The organism is Desulfofarcimen acetoxidans DSM 771, from assembly GCF_000024205.1.
Lineage (GTDB): Bacteria > Bacillota > Desulfotomaculia > Desulfotomaculales > Desulfofarciminaceae > Desulfofarcimen > Desulfofarcimen acetoxidans.
In genome coordinates this window covers 4,322,107-4,342,531 of sequence record NC_013216.1, presented here as the reverse complement: position 1 = coordinate 4,342,531, position 20,425 = coordinate 4,322,107, and the positions used below count along the sequence as shown (strand labels likewise).

Sequence of the window (20,425 nt, the reverse complement as noted above, 5' to 3'; positions counted from 1 at the left end):
GACCTCGGAGATTATTGCCTCAGTGGCGGTGATTATAATGAGAAGAAAAATATGCGCACTAATAATCCTCATAGCCGCACTCTTAATTGGCATACCAATGGCGGTTACACTAATGGCACCGGTACAGATTAAATCCGCCGGCACATTAGTGCGCCTGTATAGCCACGAAGATGACCAGGTGCATGAAATATCACTGGAAGATTATTTAATCGGTGTTGTAGCGGCCGAAATGCCGGCTGAATATCCGGAAGAAGCTTTAAAGGCTCAGGCTGTTGCCGCGAGAACTTATATTTTAAAGCGCATATCAGTTGCGGGAGTGGAAAACCCTGCTCATCCCGGAGCTGATGTTTGTGATGATCACCGTCATGGCCAGGCCTGGATTTCCGAAGAAGAAATGAAAAAACGCTGGGGGACTGTGGATTTCTACCGTTACTACTACAAATTAAAAGCCGCTGTCAGAGATACGGATAAGGTAGTCATTACCTATGATAATGTTTTGATTGATCCGGCCTATCACGCTTCATGCGGTGGCGGAGGGACGGAAAACGCCGAGGATGTTTGGAAATTCAAAATTCCTTATTTGCGTGCGGTGCCCTGCGCGGGCGATGAGAGCAAATCAGAAAGAACAATTCATATACCCCTGTCCGAGGCGGGAAAAAGATTGGGAGTGGAACTTCAGACAATGCCGGTTTCAACAGAAAGAAGCCTCATAGCGGTAGTGGAAAAAACAGCAGCCGGTTATCCTAAAGTTCTTAGAATAGGTGATAAAGAAATACCGGCCACAACAGTCAGAGATAAACTGGAGCTGCGCTCAACCAAATTCTCATGGGAAATAGCTGCCGGTCAATTGAGTATTACAACAACCGGTTACGGACATGGTGTTGGAATGTGTCAGTATGGAGCCAGAGAATTTGCGCTGCAAGGCAAAAACTATCGAGAAATTTTAACTCATTACTATACCGGAGTGAAGCTGGTTAAAATGACTAATTGAATGTATAAAAAGGAAATAAAAGGGTCACAATAAGCCCAAAGAGGTGAAGCTATATTGTGGCCTTTTAACAATAATTTAAAAGAAATGTTTCTTAGCGGCTGGTTTATCTATGCGGCAATATCAGTAATCCTGCTGGCTATGGTCATGATTCCGGCTATAAGCGGACAAATCTCCCAGTGGCAGATTAACAGATTGATAAATGTAGTTGTATCGGAAGAATCAAACAAACAGCCATTAACGGCAGTCATAGAAGACGACAGCAAAGACAGGCAAGAGAATAATGCCATACAATCAAGTGATAAAAAAGCCACTCTTGAGAGACCAATAGGTGAAGAAAAGCAAACAACCGCGGAAAATAGCCGGAATAAAGAAAATATAGACAGCAAAGAAAAACAGCCCGTTGCGGCGGCAGGGACGACAAACAAAATCAATAATGAGCAGGTAATACTGACTAATCTGGCCAGACCTGTGGAAGGAGCTGTAATTACGGGCTATGGAGAAGGTTACTCAGAGTTATATCAAGACTACCGATTCCATGACGGTTTGGATTTTGCCGCCAAACCGGGCAGCCAGGTAAAAGCCGCTGCTAAAGGAACAGTTGCGGCGATAACAGAAGACGACTTTGGCGTAACCATCATAATTGAGCAAGGAACCGATTATACTACGAGATATTCTTGTCTGTCCCAGGCAAAAGTTGTTAAAGGGCAGTCAGTTAAACCCGGAGATTTAATCGGAACTGTTGGCAGCGGCACAGGTGATTTAAAGGACACACACCTGCATTTTAGCCTGCTGCTGTCTGGAAAAATCACCAATCCAACGCCATTTTTTGATTTTAACTAAAAAATGCTATAAATTACCTGATAAAAAAAGAGCAAATGCCATAAAATGGCTGGGATTTGCTCTTTTTTTTTGTTATCCTATAGTAGGAGTATAAAAAGGGGGATGGTGTTGTGCGTAAAGTAATTTTAATATTGATTGCCAGTCTGCTAATACTGCTGCCGACACAGGCTTTCGCCAAAGAATTCAGTGATGCTAAAAGTCACTGGGCCTTACCGTCAATCAGTGAGTGTACAGCTGTGGGGATAGTTGAGGGATATCCTGACAGTACCTTTAAACCGCAGAATTCGGTTAGCCATTTGGAAGCCCTGGCCTTAATCATAAAAAGTATGGGACTGGAGGAGCAGGCCAAAGCACTGGATTTAAAAAAAGGGGGTTACAGCTTTCCGCAAGGAGTTTCCTGGGGCAAAGAGTACATCGCGATGGCCGCTGATAAATCTATAATCAATAAAGAGAAAATGGCAAATTTGAAACAGGACGCGCCGACTACCAGGGTTGAGATTGCGGTAATGTGTGCCAATGCCCTGCATTTATCCGGGGATGCCGCGGAGATGTCCTTTTCCGACAAAGAAGAAATACCGGAATCATTGAGAAGCAGTGTGGCCGGGGTTGTAAAAAACGGTATTATGGTTGGTCAACCGGGCAATAAATTCGCACCCTCCGATAAGGTTACCAGGGCGGAGATTGTTACCATGATCAGCCGCTTATTTGAAAAAGGTTTAATCAATCCTGATCCCAGCAATTACTTTATTAATGAAGTTGCGGGAATTGATAAAACTAACCAGTTGATTGCGCTGCGTAAATCAGATACTGTTACCCACCCGTATATTCTGGCCGATGATTGCGTTATTTATCGGGACGGTAAAAAGGCTGAGTTAGTGGACTTTCAGGAAAATGATAATGCAAAAATAGTTTTGAACGACAAAGGCCGTGTAATATATTTAGCCCAATTTACCGGGCAGCTTCAGGCAAATAACGGCACAAATACTGATACAAATACCGGCACAAATACTGATACTGGCTCAAATGTGAATAATTCACAATCATCGTTTTCAAGTGGCAGCGGTATGATTGATTCCATAATATATGGATATCCAATTAAGGTTATAATAACTAAAAGTGAAGGTGGTTCAGACTTATATGAGCTTGAATCGGTTGTCAAGATTTCAGTTAACGGCGTGACCAAAGACACAGCATCACTGGTTAAAGGCAGCATAATCGAATATGATTATACCGGCAATAAAATAAGTGAAATCAGAGTGCATTCGGCCTCACTGGAAGAAACAGGCAGTCAGAAGACTGATAAGGCTTATATAATCAATCTTACTTTTGATCATTTGACATTGCATTTTGAGAGCGGCTTGGAAATAGGCTATTATATTGATCAGAACGTTCATTTCTTTAAGGATAATCAACAGATAAGTATGAGTGGTCTTAAAAAAGGTGATTTAGTGGAAGTGAAGAGGTATTCCAACCGGGATGAATTAATATCAATAACAATAATGAGCGGAAAACCCCGTAAAATTTTCGGTACAATTATATCTAATGTGGATAATTGCTTAACTGTTGAAGACTATGACGATGTAGAGACCGATTATGATGTGGGCAGTAATGTGGAAATAACCAATAAAGACGGTATTGATCTTACGGTTACAGACATAGATATAGATGATAAAGTAGAAATTACTCTGACAGACAGCGGCAAAGTGGATTCTATAGTAGTTGACGAGTATGGTTCCAATATCTCGGGGACAATCATTACACTGGATACATCAGGGGACTATTCTTTGACTTTAGAGCGAAGCAGCGGCTCATATAAAAAATATGAGGTAAAAGATAATGTGAAGGTAAAAGAAGGTACAAAATCTCTTGATTATGATGATCTGGCAGAGGGAAATGAGGTTAAGCTCTATACAAACGGCAGCAATGAAGTGACCGATATAGTGCTTGTTGACGACAGCAGAGTCATTAAAGGTACTGTTGCATCAGTAGATGATGAGGGCACATATGGCATAACTATAAAAAAACTGGACAAAATAACATCTAACTATGAAGTGGATGATGATGTAACAGTAAAAGAAAATAGTAAATCGCGTGATTTTTCTGATCTGGCTAAAGGCGATGAAGTAGAATTAACTATTGATGACGATGATGTGGTAACGAAAATAATAATTACCGAGGGTGACAGCTCATCTGTTTCAGGCGTAATTACTGATTTTAACTGGGATGATCAAGAGATTGCCATTGAAGAAGATGATGATGAGAATGATTATGATATAGCTGACGACGCGAAGATTACTAAAGACGGTGATGAAATCGGCCCTGAGGATCTCCTGATTGGTGCTGAAGTTGAACTGGAGATAGAAGACGGTGAGGTTGTTGAGATAATTATCGAAGACGATGAGGACATTGAGACCAGCGGTGAGATTACGAAAGTTTACAGCGATGCGATAAAAATAGAACAGTCCAGCGGCAATGAGTTTAAGCTCTATTTTGAAAGCGATGCCTCATTGGAGGATGAAGACGGTGATGATATGGATATTGATGATTTGGATGTGGGGACGGATGTTGAGCTAAGGTTAAGGGACGGTAAAATTCGGAGTCTGAATGAAGTTTAGATTTTAAGCGGCAGGTAACTACTACCTGTCGTTTTTTATCTGCAATTAAGCATTTCCTGCTTCCTGCCGCATATATATGTAGTAGCTTTTTTGTAAGCGCCAGGGAGGTAAGGCCATGCAGGAGTACATACAGAAAAGGGTTCTGGATATTTGCGCCTACATCCTGGATACCCAGGCCACCGTGCGACAGGCTGCCAATCTATTTAATGTGAGCAAAAGCACCGTACATAAAGATATGACGGAGAGATTGCCTTCACTTAATAAAGAGCTAGCTAAAAAGGTTAAACAGATACTGGAATATAATAAATCGGAACGCCATCTTCGCGGTGGAGAGGCCACGCGCAGAAAATACAAAGATATGGCATAAAAAAGGCAAAAATTTTAAAGGATTTTGGCAAAAAATGAAGAATACATACCCTTATTTTATAAATTGACTGGGCTTAAGAAAGTCGTTTTAAACGATTTTCGAGCAGCCACCCGGCACTCGTGTTCACTGAAAATTATGCGCTGCTAATCTTAATTTATTCACAGATTCATCACAAGCATAATTTTCCGGAGCGGAGTAAAACAGTGCCGGGAATTGTTGTTATCAGAAAGGGGACAAGTATTATTATGCGTGGCTTTGGCGCTGATATGGGAATAGATCTGGGCACAGCCAATGTACTGGTATACGTTAAAGGCAGCGGTGTTGTATTGCGTGAGCCATCTGTTGTGGCTATAGATAAAAATAACGGCACTATCATTGCCGTGGGTGCGGACGCGAGGCGCATGCTGGGAAGGACCCCCGGCAATATCGTAGCCATCAGGCCGCTGAGAGATGGCGTAATCGCCGACTATGATGTTACAGAAAGAATGCTGCGTTATTTTGTACAAAAAGCCGGCGGTAAAAAAATATTTTTAAAACCCCGCGTAATGGTTTGCATTCCGTCAGGTGTTACCGGTGTGGAAGAGAGAGCGGTTAGGCAGGCCACTTTGCAGGCGGGAGCAAGACAGGCCTACCTGATAGAAGAACCGGTTGCGGCTGCTCTGGGTGCCGGGCTGGATATTTCTGAGCCAACCGGTTCAATGGTTGTCGATATCGGAGGCGGCACCACCGATGTGGCCGTGCTTTCTCTTGGCGGTATCGTATGCAGCCGGTCACTGCGAGTGGGCGGGGACAAGTTTGATGATGCCATAGTGCGCTTTATAAAGAAGGAATACAATCTGCTGATAGGTGAACGCACCGGTGAGGAAATCAAGATGGATGTGGCTTCTGCCTACCCGCTGGAAGACAGAAGTATGGAAATCAGAGGCCGTGACCTGATATCCGGCTTGCCTAAGAGCATAACCGTTACTACCGGCAGCGTTTATCGTGCCATTCAGGAAGCATTGGACGCGGTGGTGGGCGCCGTAAAAGAGGTATTGGAGCAGACCCCGCCGGAGCTGTCTTCGGATATAGCTGACCGGGGAATTATTTTGACCGGCGGCGGTGCTTTGCTAAATGGCATAGATACTCTGATTTCGGATAAAACAGGGCTGCCTGTTTATGTAGCTGAGGATCCTCTCTCCTGTGTGGCAGTTGGTACGGGAAAGGCGCTGGCTACTTTGAGTGTACTGCAGCAGGCTGAGAGCAAGAAGACGATAAGAAAAAAAAGGTACACTACCGCTTAGGCGGAGTGTATTTTTTTTCTTTTTAAGTGAAACATTCCGGGCTTCTATGTCGTCTATTATTCTAGGCAAGAAAATCGCTTAAAAAACAGTTAACCCTCTTAATAATCAAATAGGATAATTAAAAGGGAAATTAATTAAAGTTGTAGAATTAATAAGTTAAGCAGTGTCAATGTTTCTGGATATGTTTGGGGGGATGTTATTGAATCAATACATAAAGTTTTCTGTTCTGCTGGCCGGTTTAACACTGTTTTTTTGTCAGGGAATAGTTTTAAATCCTTTCCGGTGTACAGCAGAGGAGCAGATTTCGTTTTTAAATGACCGGGCCAGGGATATTGCCGGAGCAACGGCAGTAAACACTCCGGGATTTTTAGTTCCCGGCGGTCTAAGCGGGGAAGGGCAAATAGTTGCCATTGCCGACAGCGGGCTGGATAAAGGTTCTCTGGAGGACATTCACCCCGATTTAAAAAGCACACCCGGCAAAATGCCTAAAGTGGTAATGCTCAAGTCCTGGGCAGGCCGTGACGTGCCGGATGACCCGATTGGTCACGGTACTCACATGGCTGCTACGTTGGCCGGTACAGGTGCCGCTTCCGGAGGCAAATTTCGCGGCATCGCCCCTGGCGCCAGCTTGTACTTTCAGGCTATTTTAAATAAGTATGGTGAATCGCAGCCGCCGGAGAATCTGGCGGATCTGTTCCGGCCCGCCTACCAGGCGGGAGCCAGAATTCATGTGGACGGGTGGGGCGGCGGATCGGATGTTTACCGGGAATCATCCTCTCAGGTGGATGATTTTGTGCGCAGCCATCCGGATTTTCTGGTTATCTTTGGTGCAGGCAACAGCGGGCCTTCGGACAGGACGATTACTGCTGAGGCCAACAGTAAAAATGCTCTGGCCGTAGGGGCCTCCGTTTTGCCCCGGCCGGCTCTGGTGCCCGGCGCAGGCGATACTTCCTCCCAGGCCGTGTTTTCCTCACGCGGTCCCACAGGCGACGGGAGAATCAAGCCCGAACTGCTGGCTCCCGGTTCAGCCGTGATCTCTGCCCGTTCCAGTTTGATAGAAGGAAACTTGACCGGGTTTCCCGAATACACGAGCATGCAGGGGACAAGCATGGCATCGGCGGTTGCCGGGGGGTCGGCAGCTCTGCTGCGCGAATATATGAAGAAATATCTGATTATACCAGATCCGTCGGCGGCGCTGCTGAAGGCGATTTTGATTAACGGGGCCAGAACTGCTGAAGGCGGGCCTTCCAAAGAAGGCTTTGGCGTGCTTGATTTGTCCGCAAGCACAATTGCCCTAAAGGACGGTGCTTTTCAATTTACCGATGAAATTGCCGGAGTGGCGCAGGAGGAAGAAAAGACATATACCTTCCATGTCGCTGATCCTTCGGCGCCTGTAAAGGTAACTCTGGACTGGACTGATCCGCCTGACACCGCGGGCAGCGGGAGCACACTGGTTAACGATCTTGATTTAATTGTTAAGACACCGGACGGAAAAGTCTTTTATGGCAATCATTTTCTGGGTGCCAATACCCCGGACCGGTTAAATAATGTTGAGCAGGTATTTCTGCCCTCACCCGAGCCGGGTGAGTATACAGTTCATGTGGTCGGTGCGGCCGTGCTTAAGAATACAGGGTATAACAGCAGTAAACCGGCGCAGGACTATGCGCTTGTTTACGGGCAGGCGCCTGTTGAGGGAGTGCTGCAAAAGACTGCCGGCAAACCTGTTATTAAAAAAGACGGTAAAACACTGAGCATGCCCCAAAAACCGCTTATTAATCTGATAGATGACGGTATTATTGCGGCGGATGACGCGCACCTGTTTACCGGAGCGGAAGTCCTTATGACTGAAAAGCAGGTTTATTTAGTATCTCGAGTCTGGCGGGCCAATGCTGTGAAGGTGCTTAACACTGCTGAAGGAACGGTTTTTTCGGAAATCAATCCTGATAACAGGTTGGGAGGCTTCTATTTAGCTCCGGACGGAGCGGACCTTTTGTTAAATGACAGTCCGTCTTCTCCCGATAAATTTCCCACGGGAGTTGAAATCAATGCCGTAGTCAACCCGCTTGACCAAAAAATCAGATGGGCGCGTGCTGCCAACAGCGAGCGTAAAGGTGTAATCTTGGAAGTGCAGGATGAAAACGGCTTAAAGAAGATATCTCTTGCCGGCGATAAGACTTCCTATCAGGTTATGCCCGGCGCCGTTTATTCCTATGAAGATGATTACGGAAAATCTGAGCTGGCTGATATGCCCTTTGGTACCGGGGCGCTGGATGAATTGGAGGACGTGTTGCCCGGTATGCCGGTTACCTTCAGGCTTGCACCCTCCACCAGACAGGTGCAATACCTGGCCGTGCAGAGGCAGGTAATTCTTGGGACTGTGCGCGGAATCACCGCTGCTGGTGAAATTAAAATGGAAAACGGTTCTCTTTTGCGGCTTTTTCCGGGTGCTCCGGTAAATAAAGATAAGGAAAGTTCTGATGTAAGGAGTTTGAAACAAGGCGACCACATATCAGCCGTAATTTTGCCTGACACAGGAGAAGCTATTGGATTAGTAGCCTATAGCAAGGTGTTTTATGGAAAGGTTATTGACTGCAGCAAAAAAAGCGGCAAGCTCTATTTACAGGATGACAGTGGTTCCTATCTTTCGTTTGATCTTTCTCCCCAGTCAATTATATATCGTTGGGGTGTGAGAGGCTCTGCTGAGTCAATTGATGTCGGGCTCAGAATCAGGATCACTGTGGACCCGCTGCAAAATGAAGTGTGGCGCTTGGATATAGCGGATACTGCTTTTGAGCAGGGAACACTGGCAGGCTATAATAAGACAGACAATATTATTACCATGAAAGAATCCGGTAAGTATCTGATTTCCGATTCGACCAGGTTCTCCAAAAACGGGTATCAGGTTACGCCGAATGATTTGCTGACCGGTGAGAAGATTGAATTGGAATATGCCGCGGTTCCGCAGCTCGGCAATGTTTTGCTTTCCGTAAGCGCTCAAAATAAGGTGCCGGCTCCTTTATTGACAACCGCCGGTTTATTTGCGGACAACAAATTAAAATTGTCAGGCAAAACCGATCCTGACACTAAACTTTATATAAGAAATAAAGATGGTTTAATCCGGACACCGGTTGTGGACGACTCGGGAAGGTTTACTTTTAGCATGCCAATAAGGGAAAAAGAGGACCAAACTATTAACCTGGTGGTTTTAAACGAAAAAACCGGGGGAATTAACGGCAGTCACTTAACCCTGGCTAATCTTAATAACAATCCTATAAATGCAATGTCTTGGGCAACAACTGAAAAAAAGACGACATTGATGAGCGGTACCTTGTTTGATTGGCCCTTGACCAGGAGCGAAGCCACAGTTGCAATGTCACAGGTGTTTAACTGGTCTGATATAAGCAGTAGGAGGCTTTCTTTTTCCGATATAAATCATTTATCGCTGCCTTACCGGACAGCTATTGCCGAAGCCAGTGCCCGCGGTATCTTTAAAGGCTATGCGGACGGCAGCTTTCACCCCGACGGTATTCTGAATCGCGCTGAGGCCGCAGTGATTTTAGCGGCATTAATAAAGGATTTGAATATTAAAAGCCAGCCTGCTTCTGCCGGGGTTTATTCGGACATTGGTGAAATACCGCATTGGTCTGCTTCTGCTGTTGACTTGACTACAGCCTCAGGCATTTTTCACGGACATGCCGACGGCAGCTTTGCACCGGACGAGACGGTTACCGCAAGAAAATTTGAAACTCTTTTGGAGCGTGTGATTGAATTATATATAAAATAACTAATACCCCGGCAGATGCCGGGGTATTAGTTATTTTATATTCTATTTTTTTTCTATCCATAAAACTATTACCCTCTTACCGGCATCAGCTTCATATGAATCCATAGTCCTCTTAAAACCTGCCGCCTGGTTTTCTAATTGCCTGCGCTCTTCTGTATCAGTCGATGCACTTATTCTGGCTTGCAGTTCGGCATATTGTACAGAAGCTTTGTTGTAAGAAGAAGTTATGTCCCTGTTTTCATCTTGTCTGTCCATCGTCGTGCCTAATCCGGACAGCCCGTTGATGAGCTGTTGTGCCTGCTCAGCCGGAGTAGCCAATCTCATGAGCAAGCCGCCTTCCTCGGGAAACAGCTGGTTTGAGGCTCCTGCGCCGGCGGCCAAGGCTACTGCTTTTATCTTGGCTTCGGACAAGTCATTTACCGAGATTTTTAAGACGGTACTGGTTATCACCATATTTTTACTGAGAAATGCGGTTTTCTCTGCATATGAAGGTGTTGCTTTAACAGAAGGGGAACTTTGACCAACTTCTGTAGGCTTCTTGGTTGTGCCTGACGGAACCTCTCCGGTGTTGCTTTCCGTGTTTGTCATAGCCGTGCCGTTCTTTTTGACATCGTTGCCTGACGTGGTTTCTTTAGATGAAACATCAACTTTTGATTCATTTGCGTTACTGTCCGGCTGTTGCTCGGCATCTTTGGACCGGTTTGGATCATGCGTCTCAGGTTTAACTTCTGCCGCAGCGCCGTTATCAGTTGAGGCAACTTGTGAGGGCCGCGCCGCATTCGGCTTATCATTGTTGGCTACCGGCAGCAAGCTGCTTGTAATCCCTGAGGACATGCCTGCCATAAGCAGTATTGCGGCAACCGCGGCAATTGTTCTGCGCCAGGCGGCAGGAAGCAGGTGGAAAACTTTTTTGCGCTCCTGTTTTAGTTGCCCCATGATATTGGCGCATAAATCAGGCGGTGCTGTTATATCCTCACTCTTAAAACTATTCATAGCGGTGGAAAGCCTTTTTTGCAAAGCAAACTCGCTGCTGCAGGCTTTGCAAGCCGACAGGTGATCTTTTATAGCACGGTCGTCTGGTTTATTGTCGAGACTGCCGTCTACGTAGAGTGATAATAAATTCATTGTTTTTTGGCAGTCCATAAATCATCACCTTCTCCCTGCACTTGCAGTTGTTTTTACTACGGTGTCACTCGCCATATTCTTTAAACTCCGCCTCATTGCTTCACGGGCCCGACTGAGTCTTGACTTAACAGTACCAAGACTGCAACCCAACATTTGTGCCACTTCCTCATAACTGTAGCCTTCAATTTCGCGCAGTACCAGGACAGCCCGGTGTTCCTCCGACAATGTTCTCAACGCACTGTAAACCATACTGCTGAACTCTTTTTCCTCCAGCAGCTGCAACGGATCTCCGTCCCCCGCAGCTACCTCGCGCTTTAGAGAATCACCGTCCTCACTCTGGTAGTGTTCATCCAGAGACAAAAGCTGATGAGAGCTTTTTTTGCGCTTGTGATTCAGCCAAACATTGACGGCAATGCGGTGCAGCCATGTTCCAAAATTAGCTTCGCTGCGAAAGCTCGCCAGAGCTTTGTAGGCCCTGATAAAGGCTTCCTGAGCTAAATCCTGGGCATCATCACGATTTCCGGCCAGATTGACGCACAGAGCAAAAACCTTGTTCTGGTAAATGTGCACCAGTTCTTCAAAAGCAGCCAAATCGTTTCTTTGAGCTTTTTTTACCAGAATCCTGGTATCGGTCACGGAAAGCCACTCCTAACAAAGCAGAAACTCCCCGTTTTACCTAATTAGACACAGGTAGGCCGGCTAAAGTTCCAGCCAAGGGAGGCTCTGCAAAAAAATGTTTGAAAAATTAAGGAAGGTTTTGTGTTAAATAATTGATTGGCATATTATAATTATGTAGCTTCTATTATAGCACATATTCGGGTTATAGTTAGTTGTATACTATTAGCAATATATCTATCTTGGTTAGTTGTGTGCGGCTAAAACTTGTACGAATCAAGCAATCTGCCATATGTCTGTAAGACTGTTTATTTGTTAGAAGAACTTTTGCATAAAGCATGCAATCTATATGTAGATAAAAAGCCTCCACGCAATTATAAATGTATAGAGCTATCGTGTCAAATGCAATGTTTTCAGACAGAAAATTATTAAAACGAAAAAAATTTTAAGATTGACGGAACTTTTAAAGAGTTAGGGCTGTCTAACTAATCAGGTAGCAAAAAAGGGCGAATATTTTACACGGCAGGAATTTGAATGCCGATGTAGAATATGTTATTTGGCCCGATTGCACCACCGTATGGGCTAGTTATTAAAGAAACGGCAAAAGTGGCTGTTCATCTGACACGATTGCTGTAGAGTAAAGTTTATTAGGAGGTGATGCGAGTATTAAAGCCGGTTGTATTAATGGGGTAAAGTGACCGGTGCCTAAGAAAGCCCCTAAGCAAAATTATTAAATCTATTTAGGAGGGAAATAAGTGAGGAACAAGAAAAGTAGAAAATTTATGTCTGTTCTGCTGACATTGGCTATGATGGTAACCATGTTGATGCCTTTAGCTTCTCCGGCGGCAGCAGCAGATGATTATTCATCCTTAAAAGCTCCCACTGTGGATGATAACGCTGTAAGAGAATTAGGTACAGTATTTATGCACTTCACTGCAGGTCAGTTAGAAAATGGTGACTCAGTTACTTTCCGTTTGCCGTCCGATTTTATCTGGACCACAGCGGGAGTAGGATCTAACGAGACAACTGCTAAGGCAGCTTATCAAGCAACATGGGCATTTAACCACACAGCAAGTTCCGATAAATATGGTACTGCAAACTATATTGAAGTACCTGCAGTTTATTCCGGCGACAACAACGGTTTGTATGACGGAACTCAAATGCTTAAATTATCCCCTGTAAGCGACAAAGAAGTAAAAATGGAAGTTGTTGGTACACCTGTTTCCGGTCAAGATTGCTGGATTTATCTCTATGTAAAAACCGCATTTGTAGCCAGCGGACATACCGGTGAAATCCCTGTAATAATTGATTCTCCGCCAGGTTCCGGTTTCTCAGATGGCAGCGTAGCCGTTGGTACTGTTAGTGACGGTGCTGTAACTGTTAGTGTCAGCAGTACTGATTCCTTCAGCGATAGCGATGAAATCAAGCTGCGTATTACTGAAGACCGCGAAGGTTCTTTAGAAGATGGAAATGATTCCTTGAAATTTAAGCTTCCTAACGGTTTTGTATGGTCCGGTACCCCTACAGTCGAAACTATTTGGGGTGATGCTGGTCTTAAAACCGAAATACTTGCAAATTATGAAGGTATTAATGATGATGAGTTTGTAATCAACCTGCCGAAGGGTTATGCTACCACCAAGGCAACCAGCGTAGAAATTACCATTGATATTAGCGTAGATGATGAGACTGACGCCAAAACCGGTGACGTTACTATGAAGATTAATGGCGATACCGATGTTACACCTTCCGAACTGGTAGTTGGAAAATATGGCGACTATGAAACCAGCATTGAATGCACTGAAGCTCCTACCGTTATTGCCGGTATGCTCGAACAAAAAATCGGTGATATCGTGATTAAAGAATCAGTTGCAAAAAGTATTTCTGACGGTCGTACCCTGACCTTGGAACTGCCTGACAATGCTAAATGGGGTAAATTAGACTCTGACAACGACAGCAGTTTAGACGTTAAACCCGAATCTTTCCCCGGTACTGACGGCAAAACCGCCAAGTTTAAGTTTAACGGACCTTCCAGCGATGCTGCAGAATTGACACTGGAAGATATGGAAGTTGTTCTTGAGCCGGGCTACACCGGTGACCTGACAGTAACTGTGGCCGGTACCGCCGGTTTGACAGGCGAACTGACCGTAGCTAAGATTGTTGCTCCTATAACAGTTGAAGCTTCTGCTGCTCCGGAAGTGAAAATCGGTGCTGTGGCAGATGCCGGTGATGTAACCATCACTGAAAATGAAGCTGGTGCAATCAAAGATAACAACTATTTAATTCTTGATCTGCCGCAGGGTGTTCGTTTCGCAAGCACTCCTGACGTAGAAGTTGTTGAAGGTGACCTGAAAATCGCCTCTGGCAGCGTGAAGACTCAGAAAGACGGCGAAGAAGATGACAACCAAGTATCTATCACCATTGATAGCGACAGCAGCACAGCAAGTAAGATAGAAGTTACCGGTATTAGGTTAATCGTTGACCGCACTGTTCCTGAAGGAGACGTAGTCTTCAAGATTAAGGGTGATGCAGTAGCAGAAGTTAACGATAAGTCTGAAGTTGAAGATTACTATGGTACCATCACCGGTGGTGCTGTATATGTTGACTCAATCCATGCTTTCGATGTTGATTCATCCGACAAGCAAATCTTCCCGAAAACCACCACTGCTGCTAAGACCGTTAATGCCAAGTGCGTAACTCCTGGCGATAGCAATTATAAAGCAGATGCAGCCTTTGTAATCGGCCAGACCACCTTCACAATGAATGGTGTAGAGAAGACTATGGACGTTGCTCCTTACCTGAAAGACGACCGCACCTTCCTGCCTGTTCGTTTTGTAGCTAATGCTCTGGGTGTAGACGATGCTAACATTATGTACAATGCTGTTGACCAGAGTGTTGTAATCATCAAGGGTGACCGCGTGGTTAAACTGACCATCGGAAGCACCACCATGCTTGTAAACGGTGTAGCGTTCACTATGGACACTGCTCCTGAAATCGTAGACCCGGGCCGCACCATGCTGCCGTTGCGTTGGGTTGCTCAAGCTCTTGGCGCTAGCGTAGAGTGGGATGCAGCTACCCAAACTGTAACCGTAAAAACTCTGTAATTAGCTGTTGAAAAAATATAAAAACCGGGCTCACATGAGCCCGGTTTTTATTAACTATTTAATATATTACCTTATATGTTTGAATTATACAATTAATCGTAATATTACATCTTGCCAAAGAATGTGTAATTTTATGGAGGGATAGAAATGCTAGCAAGTAAAAAATCAATTCCGCTCATATTAGCAATCATGCTGGTTGCAGTGATGCTTTTATCATCACCTGTCCTGGCCGCCAGTCCCTATACTTCCTTAAAATCACCGAATGTGGCTGATAACGGAGTAAGAGAACTGGGGGTTATATTTGCCCATTTCACAGCCAACCAACTGGAACAAGGGGATATTGTCAATTTTATTTTGCCGGATAATTTTATTTGGACTACAGCAGCTATAGGTGCGGGTAAAAACAGTGCACAGGCAGCCGCGCAAACTACTTCCGAATGGAACGCAAGTGTTGTGAGCGCGGCCTATTATGTGCGTTATGGGACTGCTAACTATGTTGAGGTGCCTGCATCCTACTCAGGGGATAGCAATGGGTTGTATCAAGGTACCACCAAAGTACTGGCTTTTACCAGAATCAATGATGAAGAAGTAAGGATGCAGGTAATAGGGACACCTACTCCGGGCCAGGATTGCAGCTTCTACATTTATTATAAGCGTATCTTTGTACCCAGCGGCTTTTCCGGTCAAATACCTTTGAAGTTTGACTCACCCTCCTCCTCTGGGTTTGTCGGCGGAACTGTTTCCGAAAATAAGTCAGGCAGTGATGTAAAAAAGATTTCACAATCTCAGCAAAATGATGAGGAAAAGTCTGTTCAACCCCCGAATGATGAATCCATGAAATCAATCTTTGTTGTCGGTCAGGATTCATTTACTCTTAACGGGTCTAAGATATCCATGGATGCCGTACCTTACATAAAGGGCAGCCGTGTATACTTGCCTGTCAAGTATGCGGCGCAAGCGCTGGGTATTAATGACGCAAATATTAAATGGAATGAGGAAGAGCGGAGTGTTGTAATAAGCAAGGAAGAACAGGTTGTTAAAATGATCATAGGGAGTACTAAGATATATATTAATGACAATCCGGTAACTGTTGATGCAGTTCCCGAAATAGTGACACCAGGTCGAGCCATGGTCTCGCTGCGGGTTCTGGCGGAGGCATTGGGCGCAGACGTGCAGTGGGATGAGTCCGGCAAAGAAATAACTATAAAAACAAAGCAAAATGCAGATTATTTACAGAAACAGGATTAATAAAAGTCATGATTATATTGTTGACAAACCAGGACAGGGAAATTATACTTATGATAGTAGACAGTTAAGCTACTTAACTAATTGTGATGTTTTTGAGGGGGTTGATTAATGCGTAGATTCACCTTGATACCGGTTCTGGTTTTACTGACCCTAATGATGGCGATAATCCCTGTCCAGGCCGCGGAAAGAGAACCTGCCACGCCTGAATTTACAATGCAGCAGGCTGTGGAAAAAGCAATGTTTCTGAATAAAGGTCTGAAAAGTTCTCAGTATGATGCCGACCGCAGCGAAGAAGTGCGCGATTATGTATCGGACAAAGTCGAATATAACGCCACCGGTCCGGCACCCAATTCTAAAGCGGAAAGTTTAGTTATAAGTGATGTTCAGGCGGGAATCAACGCCAGCATGGCTAAGAAAAACCTTATGGTTCAACAAGACAGCGTGGTAATGTCTGTTTACAATGCTTATGACACTATTTTGCAGGCGCAGGAAAAAGTTAAGGTAGCCGAGCTTACTCTTAAACAAAAGGATTGGCTCAAGCGCATGGCTCTGGTTGGTCAAAAGGTAGGTACAGTGGATATTATGGCCGTTGTTCAGGCAACAACCAACTATGAGTCGGCAAAATCCTCGCTGGAAGCGGCAAAAAAAGCATTGGATGATGATTACCAGAAATTTAACCAACTGGTGGGACTCTGGCCCGATGACCGTCCGGTACTTGTAACCATTCCTGAGATAACTCCTCTGGAGGTTGCCAATTTGGATTATGAAGTAGCTAAAGCTCTTGATGTCAGCCCAACGGTCTGGTCTGCTCAAAGAAAAATTGATTTAGCTAAGTTGACTAAACAATTATATGACTTTACTGATTCTAATTCCGAACCCTACAAAGTCAAGCAAATAGATGTGGAGAAAGCCGAGGTAGCTGCAACTGATACTAAAGACAGTGTAAGTAAACTGGTGCGCACATTGTATTATTCCGCTAAGCAGTTGGAAGAGCAGTATGCCGGATCTCAGGAATCACTCCGGCTGGCGGAAGAATCACAGCGGGTGGCGAAAGTGAAATTTGAGGTAGGTATGGCTACCAATACGGAATTATTGGAAGCTGAATTGGGTTTGGCTCAGGCTAAACAGAGCTTGTTAAATATCAGCTGTCAGCATGAAATCCAGGTTATGGCCTTTAAAAAGCCCTGGGCTTATAGCTCCGGAAGCTAATAATATATTAAAATAATTAATATTATCTAAATAAAAGAGGGTGTTATTAACACTCTCTTTTATTAGTTAGTGTTTTTTCTAAGTCAATCCTTGACACGGGAGGAAAGGCAGCATTATACTTAATAATGTAAATCATTTAATCTATTAATTATATATTTATGGTGGAGGAAAAGTGATGGCGGGAGATAAATTAGAAATATACATGAAGAGGTGGGAGGATGTTTTTCAGAGCATCATTCGCAGGCTACATAATGAATTAGGAAAAAATCTTGTGAAAGGTATTACAGGCAGCCAGGTTTTTGTTATGAAAAAAATACATGAACGGGGTCGCTCTACAGTTTCAGAAGTGGCGGAAGATTTATGTGTTTCATTAAGTGCTGTTACGTCTCTGGTGGATAAGCTGTGTAAATTCGATTATGTGAACCGCCAGAGAGATGATAATGACCGCCGCTTGGTTTGGTTGGAGTTAACGCCAAAGGGCAATGATATCCTGGGGACTTGCCTTAGTGCCAGAAGGCAGGTGGTTCAAAGGTATCTGAGACAGTTGCCGGAAGAGGATATTGAGAAGCTCCTGGACATTTATGAGAAGCTATTAAAAATAATGCAGGCTGAGGATGCCGGGGATAAGTAAGGAGTGAATAATTTGAGGAAGTTAGTTGTGATAATAGCATGCCTGGCAGTCGGACTTTTTATTTTAACGGGTTGCCAGTCCACCAAGAGTACGGCGAATAAAAATTCCGCTGTCTCTGTGAATACCGCTAAAGCAGTCAGAGGTCAGTTGGATGATTCCACAACTGTCAGCGGCAAGCTGGAGGCGCTTGCCTCAGCCGATGTAGTGCCTAAAGTGGCCGGCAAGGTAAATAAAATCCCGGTAGATATAGGCAGTGAGGTTCACGCGGGAGATTTATTGGCAGCCCTTGATGCTCCTGAGCTGCTGGCCGCGGTGCAGCAGGCCGAGGCCAATTTGGAAAAGGCCAGACAATCTGATTTGATAACAATGAAAAACCAGGCACAGTCAAATCTTGCTACAACGGAAACCACCTTAAAAAATGCCGAGGCAGATTATAACCGGGCAAAAGCGCTTTATGAGCAGAAAGCTGTGTCCCAGCAGTCATTTGAACAGACGCAAAAAGCCTATGAACTGGCGGAGAGCGCGTATAATTTGGCCAAACAGAACCTTGACACCATAGAAAACGGCACTATTCCTAATACGATCAAGGTAAGTGAGGCGGCTCTGGCTCAGGCCCGGGCCAATTACTCCAACATGATCATTACCGCTCCTATCAGTGGTGTGATCACTGCTAAAAACGTCAACATCGGTGAAAAAACTCCTACAGATAAACCGCTAGTAAGTATTGTGAACCTGAATAAAGTGGTAGTGGTGACCAACATTAGTGAGAATATTGTTAATAAAATAAAAGTTGGTCAAAAAATCCCTGTTTTATTGCAGGCTGTTTCAGACAAGCCTTTTCAGGGAGAGATAACCAACATTTCCTATGCAGCTGACACTGCGACAAAAGCCTACCCTATCAAAATACAGATTGACAACCCGGAGCACAAGTTAAAGCCGGGTATGTTTGCCGAGGTTAAGTTGGAAGGAAATAAAGAAAGTTTTCTCCTGGTACCACGTGAGGCTGTATTGAATACCGATAAAGGCAGCTTTGTATTCACAACCGATGGACAAAAGCTGCAGCGCAAAGAAATCAAAACCGGCCGTTCGGACGGTAAGAACATTGCTGTTATCTCAGGTTTAAACGAAGGCGAGGTTATTGTCGCAAGCGGAGTTGACTCTTTGCAGGACGGTATGAAGATTGTGCTTCAAAACAAATCTAAATAAGGGCCGTTAAGAGGTGGTATTGTGAAGAAGAAGATGATATTTATCCTGGTCACCATTCTGATGATTGTAAGTCTGGCCGGGGTAGCTCTTTACTACTGGTATCAGAGCAATCACTATGTAATTACCGAGGATGCCAGGGTGACCGGTACTTTATATAAAGTCAGCCCTCAGGTGGCGGGAAAATTCCTGGAACTGAATTTTGAGGAGGGAGATATTGTTCAAAAGGGACAGGTATTGGCCAGGCAGGATGATACAACTCTCTCAGAGGATCTTAATCTTGATTTGACGCTGGTCAGAGCACCAATTGGCGGCATGATTCTTAAGAAACTGGCCCATGTGGGTGAAGTGGGAGCAGCCGGGCAGTCTATAGCCATGATGGCTGATCTTAATGATTTGTATGTTGAGGCTAATATGGAAGAAACCGACATGTACAAGCTAAAAGTTGGTCAGGCAGTTGACTTTACAATTGACAGCATACCCGGTCACAGGTTTACAGGAGAAGTAACTACTCTGGGAGAAGCTACAGCTGCTACCTTTTCATTGCTGCCGACACAGAATACCAGCGGCAGCTTTACAAAAGTGGTTCAGCGCATACCGATAAAGATTAAGATCGATGATTTCAAAGGACAGCATCTGCTGCCGGGGATGAATACGATAGTGAGGGTGCATTTGCAGTAGGCTTGGCCTTATAAAAGATGGAGTATACATTGAATGTCTTGTAATAAAATGGATTTATGTTATAATTACCTCATCAATAGCATGTAGAGATAATTTATGAGAATTGCCTTCTGATATAATTTCTTTACATGGAAAAGGTGGGGTGTTTTTATGTCTATTCTAATGCCTGAGCGGAAATTTAATGTAGATGATTATATGAATTTGCCTAATGATGAGCGGTATGAGCTAATAGAGGGGGATTTGCTAGTGGTTCCGAGACCTGTCCCAAGACACCAGAAAATAGTTTTTAATATTATTTTTGAATTAGGGCTTTATATTAAGCAGAATCATACTGGGGAGTTTTATCAGGAAGTGGATGTAATTATGGGTAATAACGTAGTGGCGCCGGATATAGTGTTCATTTCTCAGGATAGAACAAATATTATCGGTGAACGAAATGTGCTGGGTGCGCCTGATTTAGTAATAGAAGTATTATCCCCCTCCACCAGAGTCAATGACAAAAAGAAAAAAAGCGCATTGTATTGCCGGTATGGCGTAAAGGAATACTGGTTGGTTGATCCTGAGGCCAGCCTGGTAGAGATTTTTTATTTAAACGATATGGGCTGGCGCTGGGGTGGTGTTTTCGACTCAGAGGATGTCCTAGTTTCGGATTTATTGCCCGGTTTTGAACTTCCTGTAACAAAGATATTTGAGGTTTAAATTATTTTTGGTTCCTTAACAGGTTTTGTCACT

15 protein-coding genes are annotated in these 20,425 nt (G+C 44.4%); 13 read left to right on the top strand and 2 right to left on the bottom strand.

Annotation, left to right across the window (positions count from 1 at the left end; all coding sequences use genetic code 11):
• Positions 1-37 precede the first annotated feature (37 nt).
• From spoIID to DTOX_RS21795, 6 genes are all read left to right on the top strand, one after another.
• Entirely contained in the window at positions 38-991 is a 954-nt protein-coding gene (gene spoIID / locus DTOX_RS20080; RefSeq protein WP_015759500.1) for a stage II sporulation protein D, read from the top strand.
• Positions 992-1,045: 54 nt separating this feature from the next.
• Positions 1,046-1,831, top strand: a complete 786-nt coding sequence (locus DTOX_RS21800) for a M23 family metallopeptidase (protein WP_015759499.1) — start codon at positions 1,046-1,048, stop codon at positions 1,829-1,831.
• A 110-nt stretch (positions 1,832-1,941) separates the two neighbouring features.
• Complete coding sequence (locus DTOX_RS20070; protein ID WP_015759498.1) at positions 1,942-4,446, top strand: S-layer homology domain-containing protein; 2,505 nt, start codon at positions 1,942-1,944, stop codon at positions 4,444-4,446.
• Between the two features lie 115 nt (positions 4,447-4,561).
• Positions 4,562-4,813: a sporulation transcriptional regulator SpoIIID gene (spoIIID, locus tag DTOX_RS20065; RefSeq protein WP_015759497.1), complete on the top strand. Its 252-nt coding sequence runs from the start codon at positions 4,562-4,564 to the stop codon at positions 4,811-4,813.
• Between the two features lie 245 nt (positions 4,814-5,058).
• A complete protein-coding gene (gene mreB / locus DTOX_RS20060; RefSeq protein ID WP_015759496.1) occupies positions 5,059-6,096 on the top strand; it encodes a rod shape-determining protein in 1,038 nt (345 codons plus the stop codon).
• Positions 6,097-6,289: 193 nt separating this feature from the next.
• Positions 6,290-9,880, top strand: coding sequence for a S8 family serine peptidase (locus DTOX_RS21795; RefSeq protein ID WP_422698385.1), 3,591 nt, complete (start codon positions 6,290-6,292; stop codon positions 9,878-9,880).
• Positions 9,881-9,922: 42 nt separating this feature from the next.
• Here DTOX_RS21795 and DTOX_RS20050 read toward each other — a convergent pair whose 3' ends face one another.
• Both DTOX_RS20050 and DTOX_RS20045 read right to left on the bottom strand, forming a co-directional pair.
• Entirely contained in the window at positions 9,923-11,023 is a 1,101-nt protein-coding gene (locus tag DTOX_RS20050) for a zf-HC2 domain-containing protein (protein ID WP_015759494.1), read from the bottom strand.
• A 6-nt stretch (positions 11,024-11,029) separates the two neighbouring features.
• Entirely contained in the window at positions 11,030-11,641 is a 612-nt protein-coding gene (locus DTOX_RS20045) for a sigma-70 family RNA polymerase sigma factor (RefSeq protein WP_015759493.1), read from the bottom strand.
• A 734-nt stretch (positions 11,642-12,375) separates the two neighbouring features.
• Here DTOX_RS20045 and DTOX_RS20040 point away from each other — a divergent pair.
• The 7 genes from DTOX_RS20040 (at position 12,376) to DTOX_RS20010 (ending at position 20,392) form a co-directional block, all read left to right on the top strand.
• On the top strand, positions 12,376-14,721 hold the full coding sequence (locus tag DTOX_RS20040; RefSeq protein WP_015759492.1) for a copper amine oxidase N-terminal domain-containing protein: 2,346 nt from the start codon (positions 12,376-12,378) through the stop codon (positions 14,719-14,721).
• A 147-nt stretch (positions 14,722-14,868) separates the two neighbouring features.
• Entirely contained in the window at positions 14,869-15,969 is a 1,101-nt protein-coding gene (locus tag DTOX_RS20035) for a copper amine oxidase N-terminal domain-containing protein (RefSeq protein ID WP_015759491.1), read from the top strand.
• 108 nt (positions 15,970-16,077) lie between these two features.
• Positions 16,078-17,178 carry a TolC family protein gene (locus tag DTOX_RS20030; protein WP_015759490.1) on the top strand — a complete coding sequence of 367 codons (1,101 nt, stop codon included), beginning with the start codon at positions 16,078-16,080 and terminating at the stop codon, positions 17,176-17,178.
• A 175-nt stretch (positions 17,179-17,353) separates the two neighbouring features.
• On the top strand, positions 17,354-17,809 hold the full coding sequence (locus tag DTOX_RS20025) for a MarR family winged helix-turn-helix transcriptional regulator (protein WP_015759489.1): 456 nt from the start codon (positions 17,354-17,356) through the stop codon (positions 17,807-17,809).
• A gap of 12 nt (positions 17,810-17,821) precedes the next feature.
• Positions 17,822-19,015: an efflux RND transporter periplasmic adaptor subunit gene (locus DTOX_RS20020; protein ID WP_015759488.1), complete on the top strand. Its 1,194-nt coding sequence runs from the start codon at positions 17,822-17,824 to the stop codon at positions 19,013-19,015.
• Positions 19,016-19,036: 21 nt separating this feature from the next.
• Complete coding sequence (locus tag DTOX_RS20015; protein ID WP_015759487.1) at positions 19,037-19,693, top strand: HlyD family secretion protein; 657 nt, start codon at positions 19,037-19,039, stop codon at positions 19,691-19,693.
• A 150-nt stretch (positions 19,694-19,843) separates the two neighbouring features.
• Positions 19,844-20,392 (top strand): Uma2 family endonuclease, encoded by a 549-nt coding sequence (locus DTOX_RS20010; RefSeq protein ID WP_015759486.1) that lies wholly within the window; start codon positions 19,844-19,846, stop codon positions 20,390-20,392.
• Positions 20,393-20,425 lie beyond the last annotated feature (33 nt).

Coding starts and splice junctions, on each gene's coding strand:
- DTOX_RS20050 (WP_015759494.1), bottom strand. CDS start 11,023: ATGGACTGCCAAAAAACAATGAATTTATTATCACTCTACGTAGACGGC.
- DTOX_RS21795 (WP_422698385.1), top strand. CDS start 6,290: ATGTTATTGAATCAATACATAAAGTTTTCTGTTCTGCTGGCCGGTTTA.
- DTOX_RS20010 (WP_015759486.1), top strand. CDS start 19,844: ATGTCTATTCTAATGCCTGAGCGGAAATTTAATGTAGATGATTATATG.
- DTOX_RS20035 (WP_015759491.1), top strand. CDS start 14,869: ATGCTAGCAAGTAAAAAATCAATTCCGCTCATATTAGCAATCATGCTG.
- DTOX_RS20030 (WP_015759490.1), top strand. CDS start 16,078: ATGCGTAGATTCACCTTGATACCGGTTCTGGTTTTACTGACCCTAATG.
- spoIIID (WP_015759497.1), top strand. CDS start 4,562: ATGCAGGAGTACATACAGAAAAGGGTTCTGGATATTTGCGCCTACATC.
- mreB (WP_015759496.1), top strand. CDS start 5,059: ATGCGTGGCTTTGGCGCTGATATGGGAATAGATCTGGGCACAGCCAAT.
- spoIID (WP_015759500.1), top strand. CDS start 38: ATGAGAAGAAAAATATGCGCACTAATAATCCTCATAGCCGCACTCTTA.
- DTOX_RS20025 (WP_015759489.1), top strand. CDS start 17,354: ATGGCGGGAGATAAATTAGAAATATACATGAAGAGGTGGGAGGATGTT.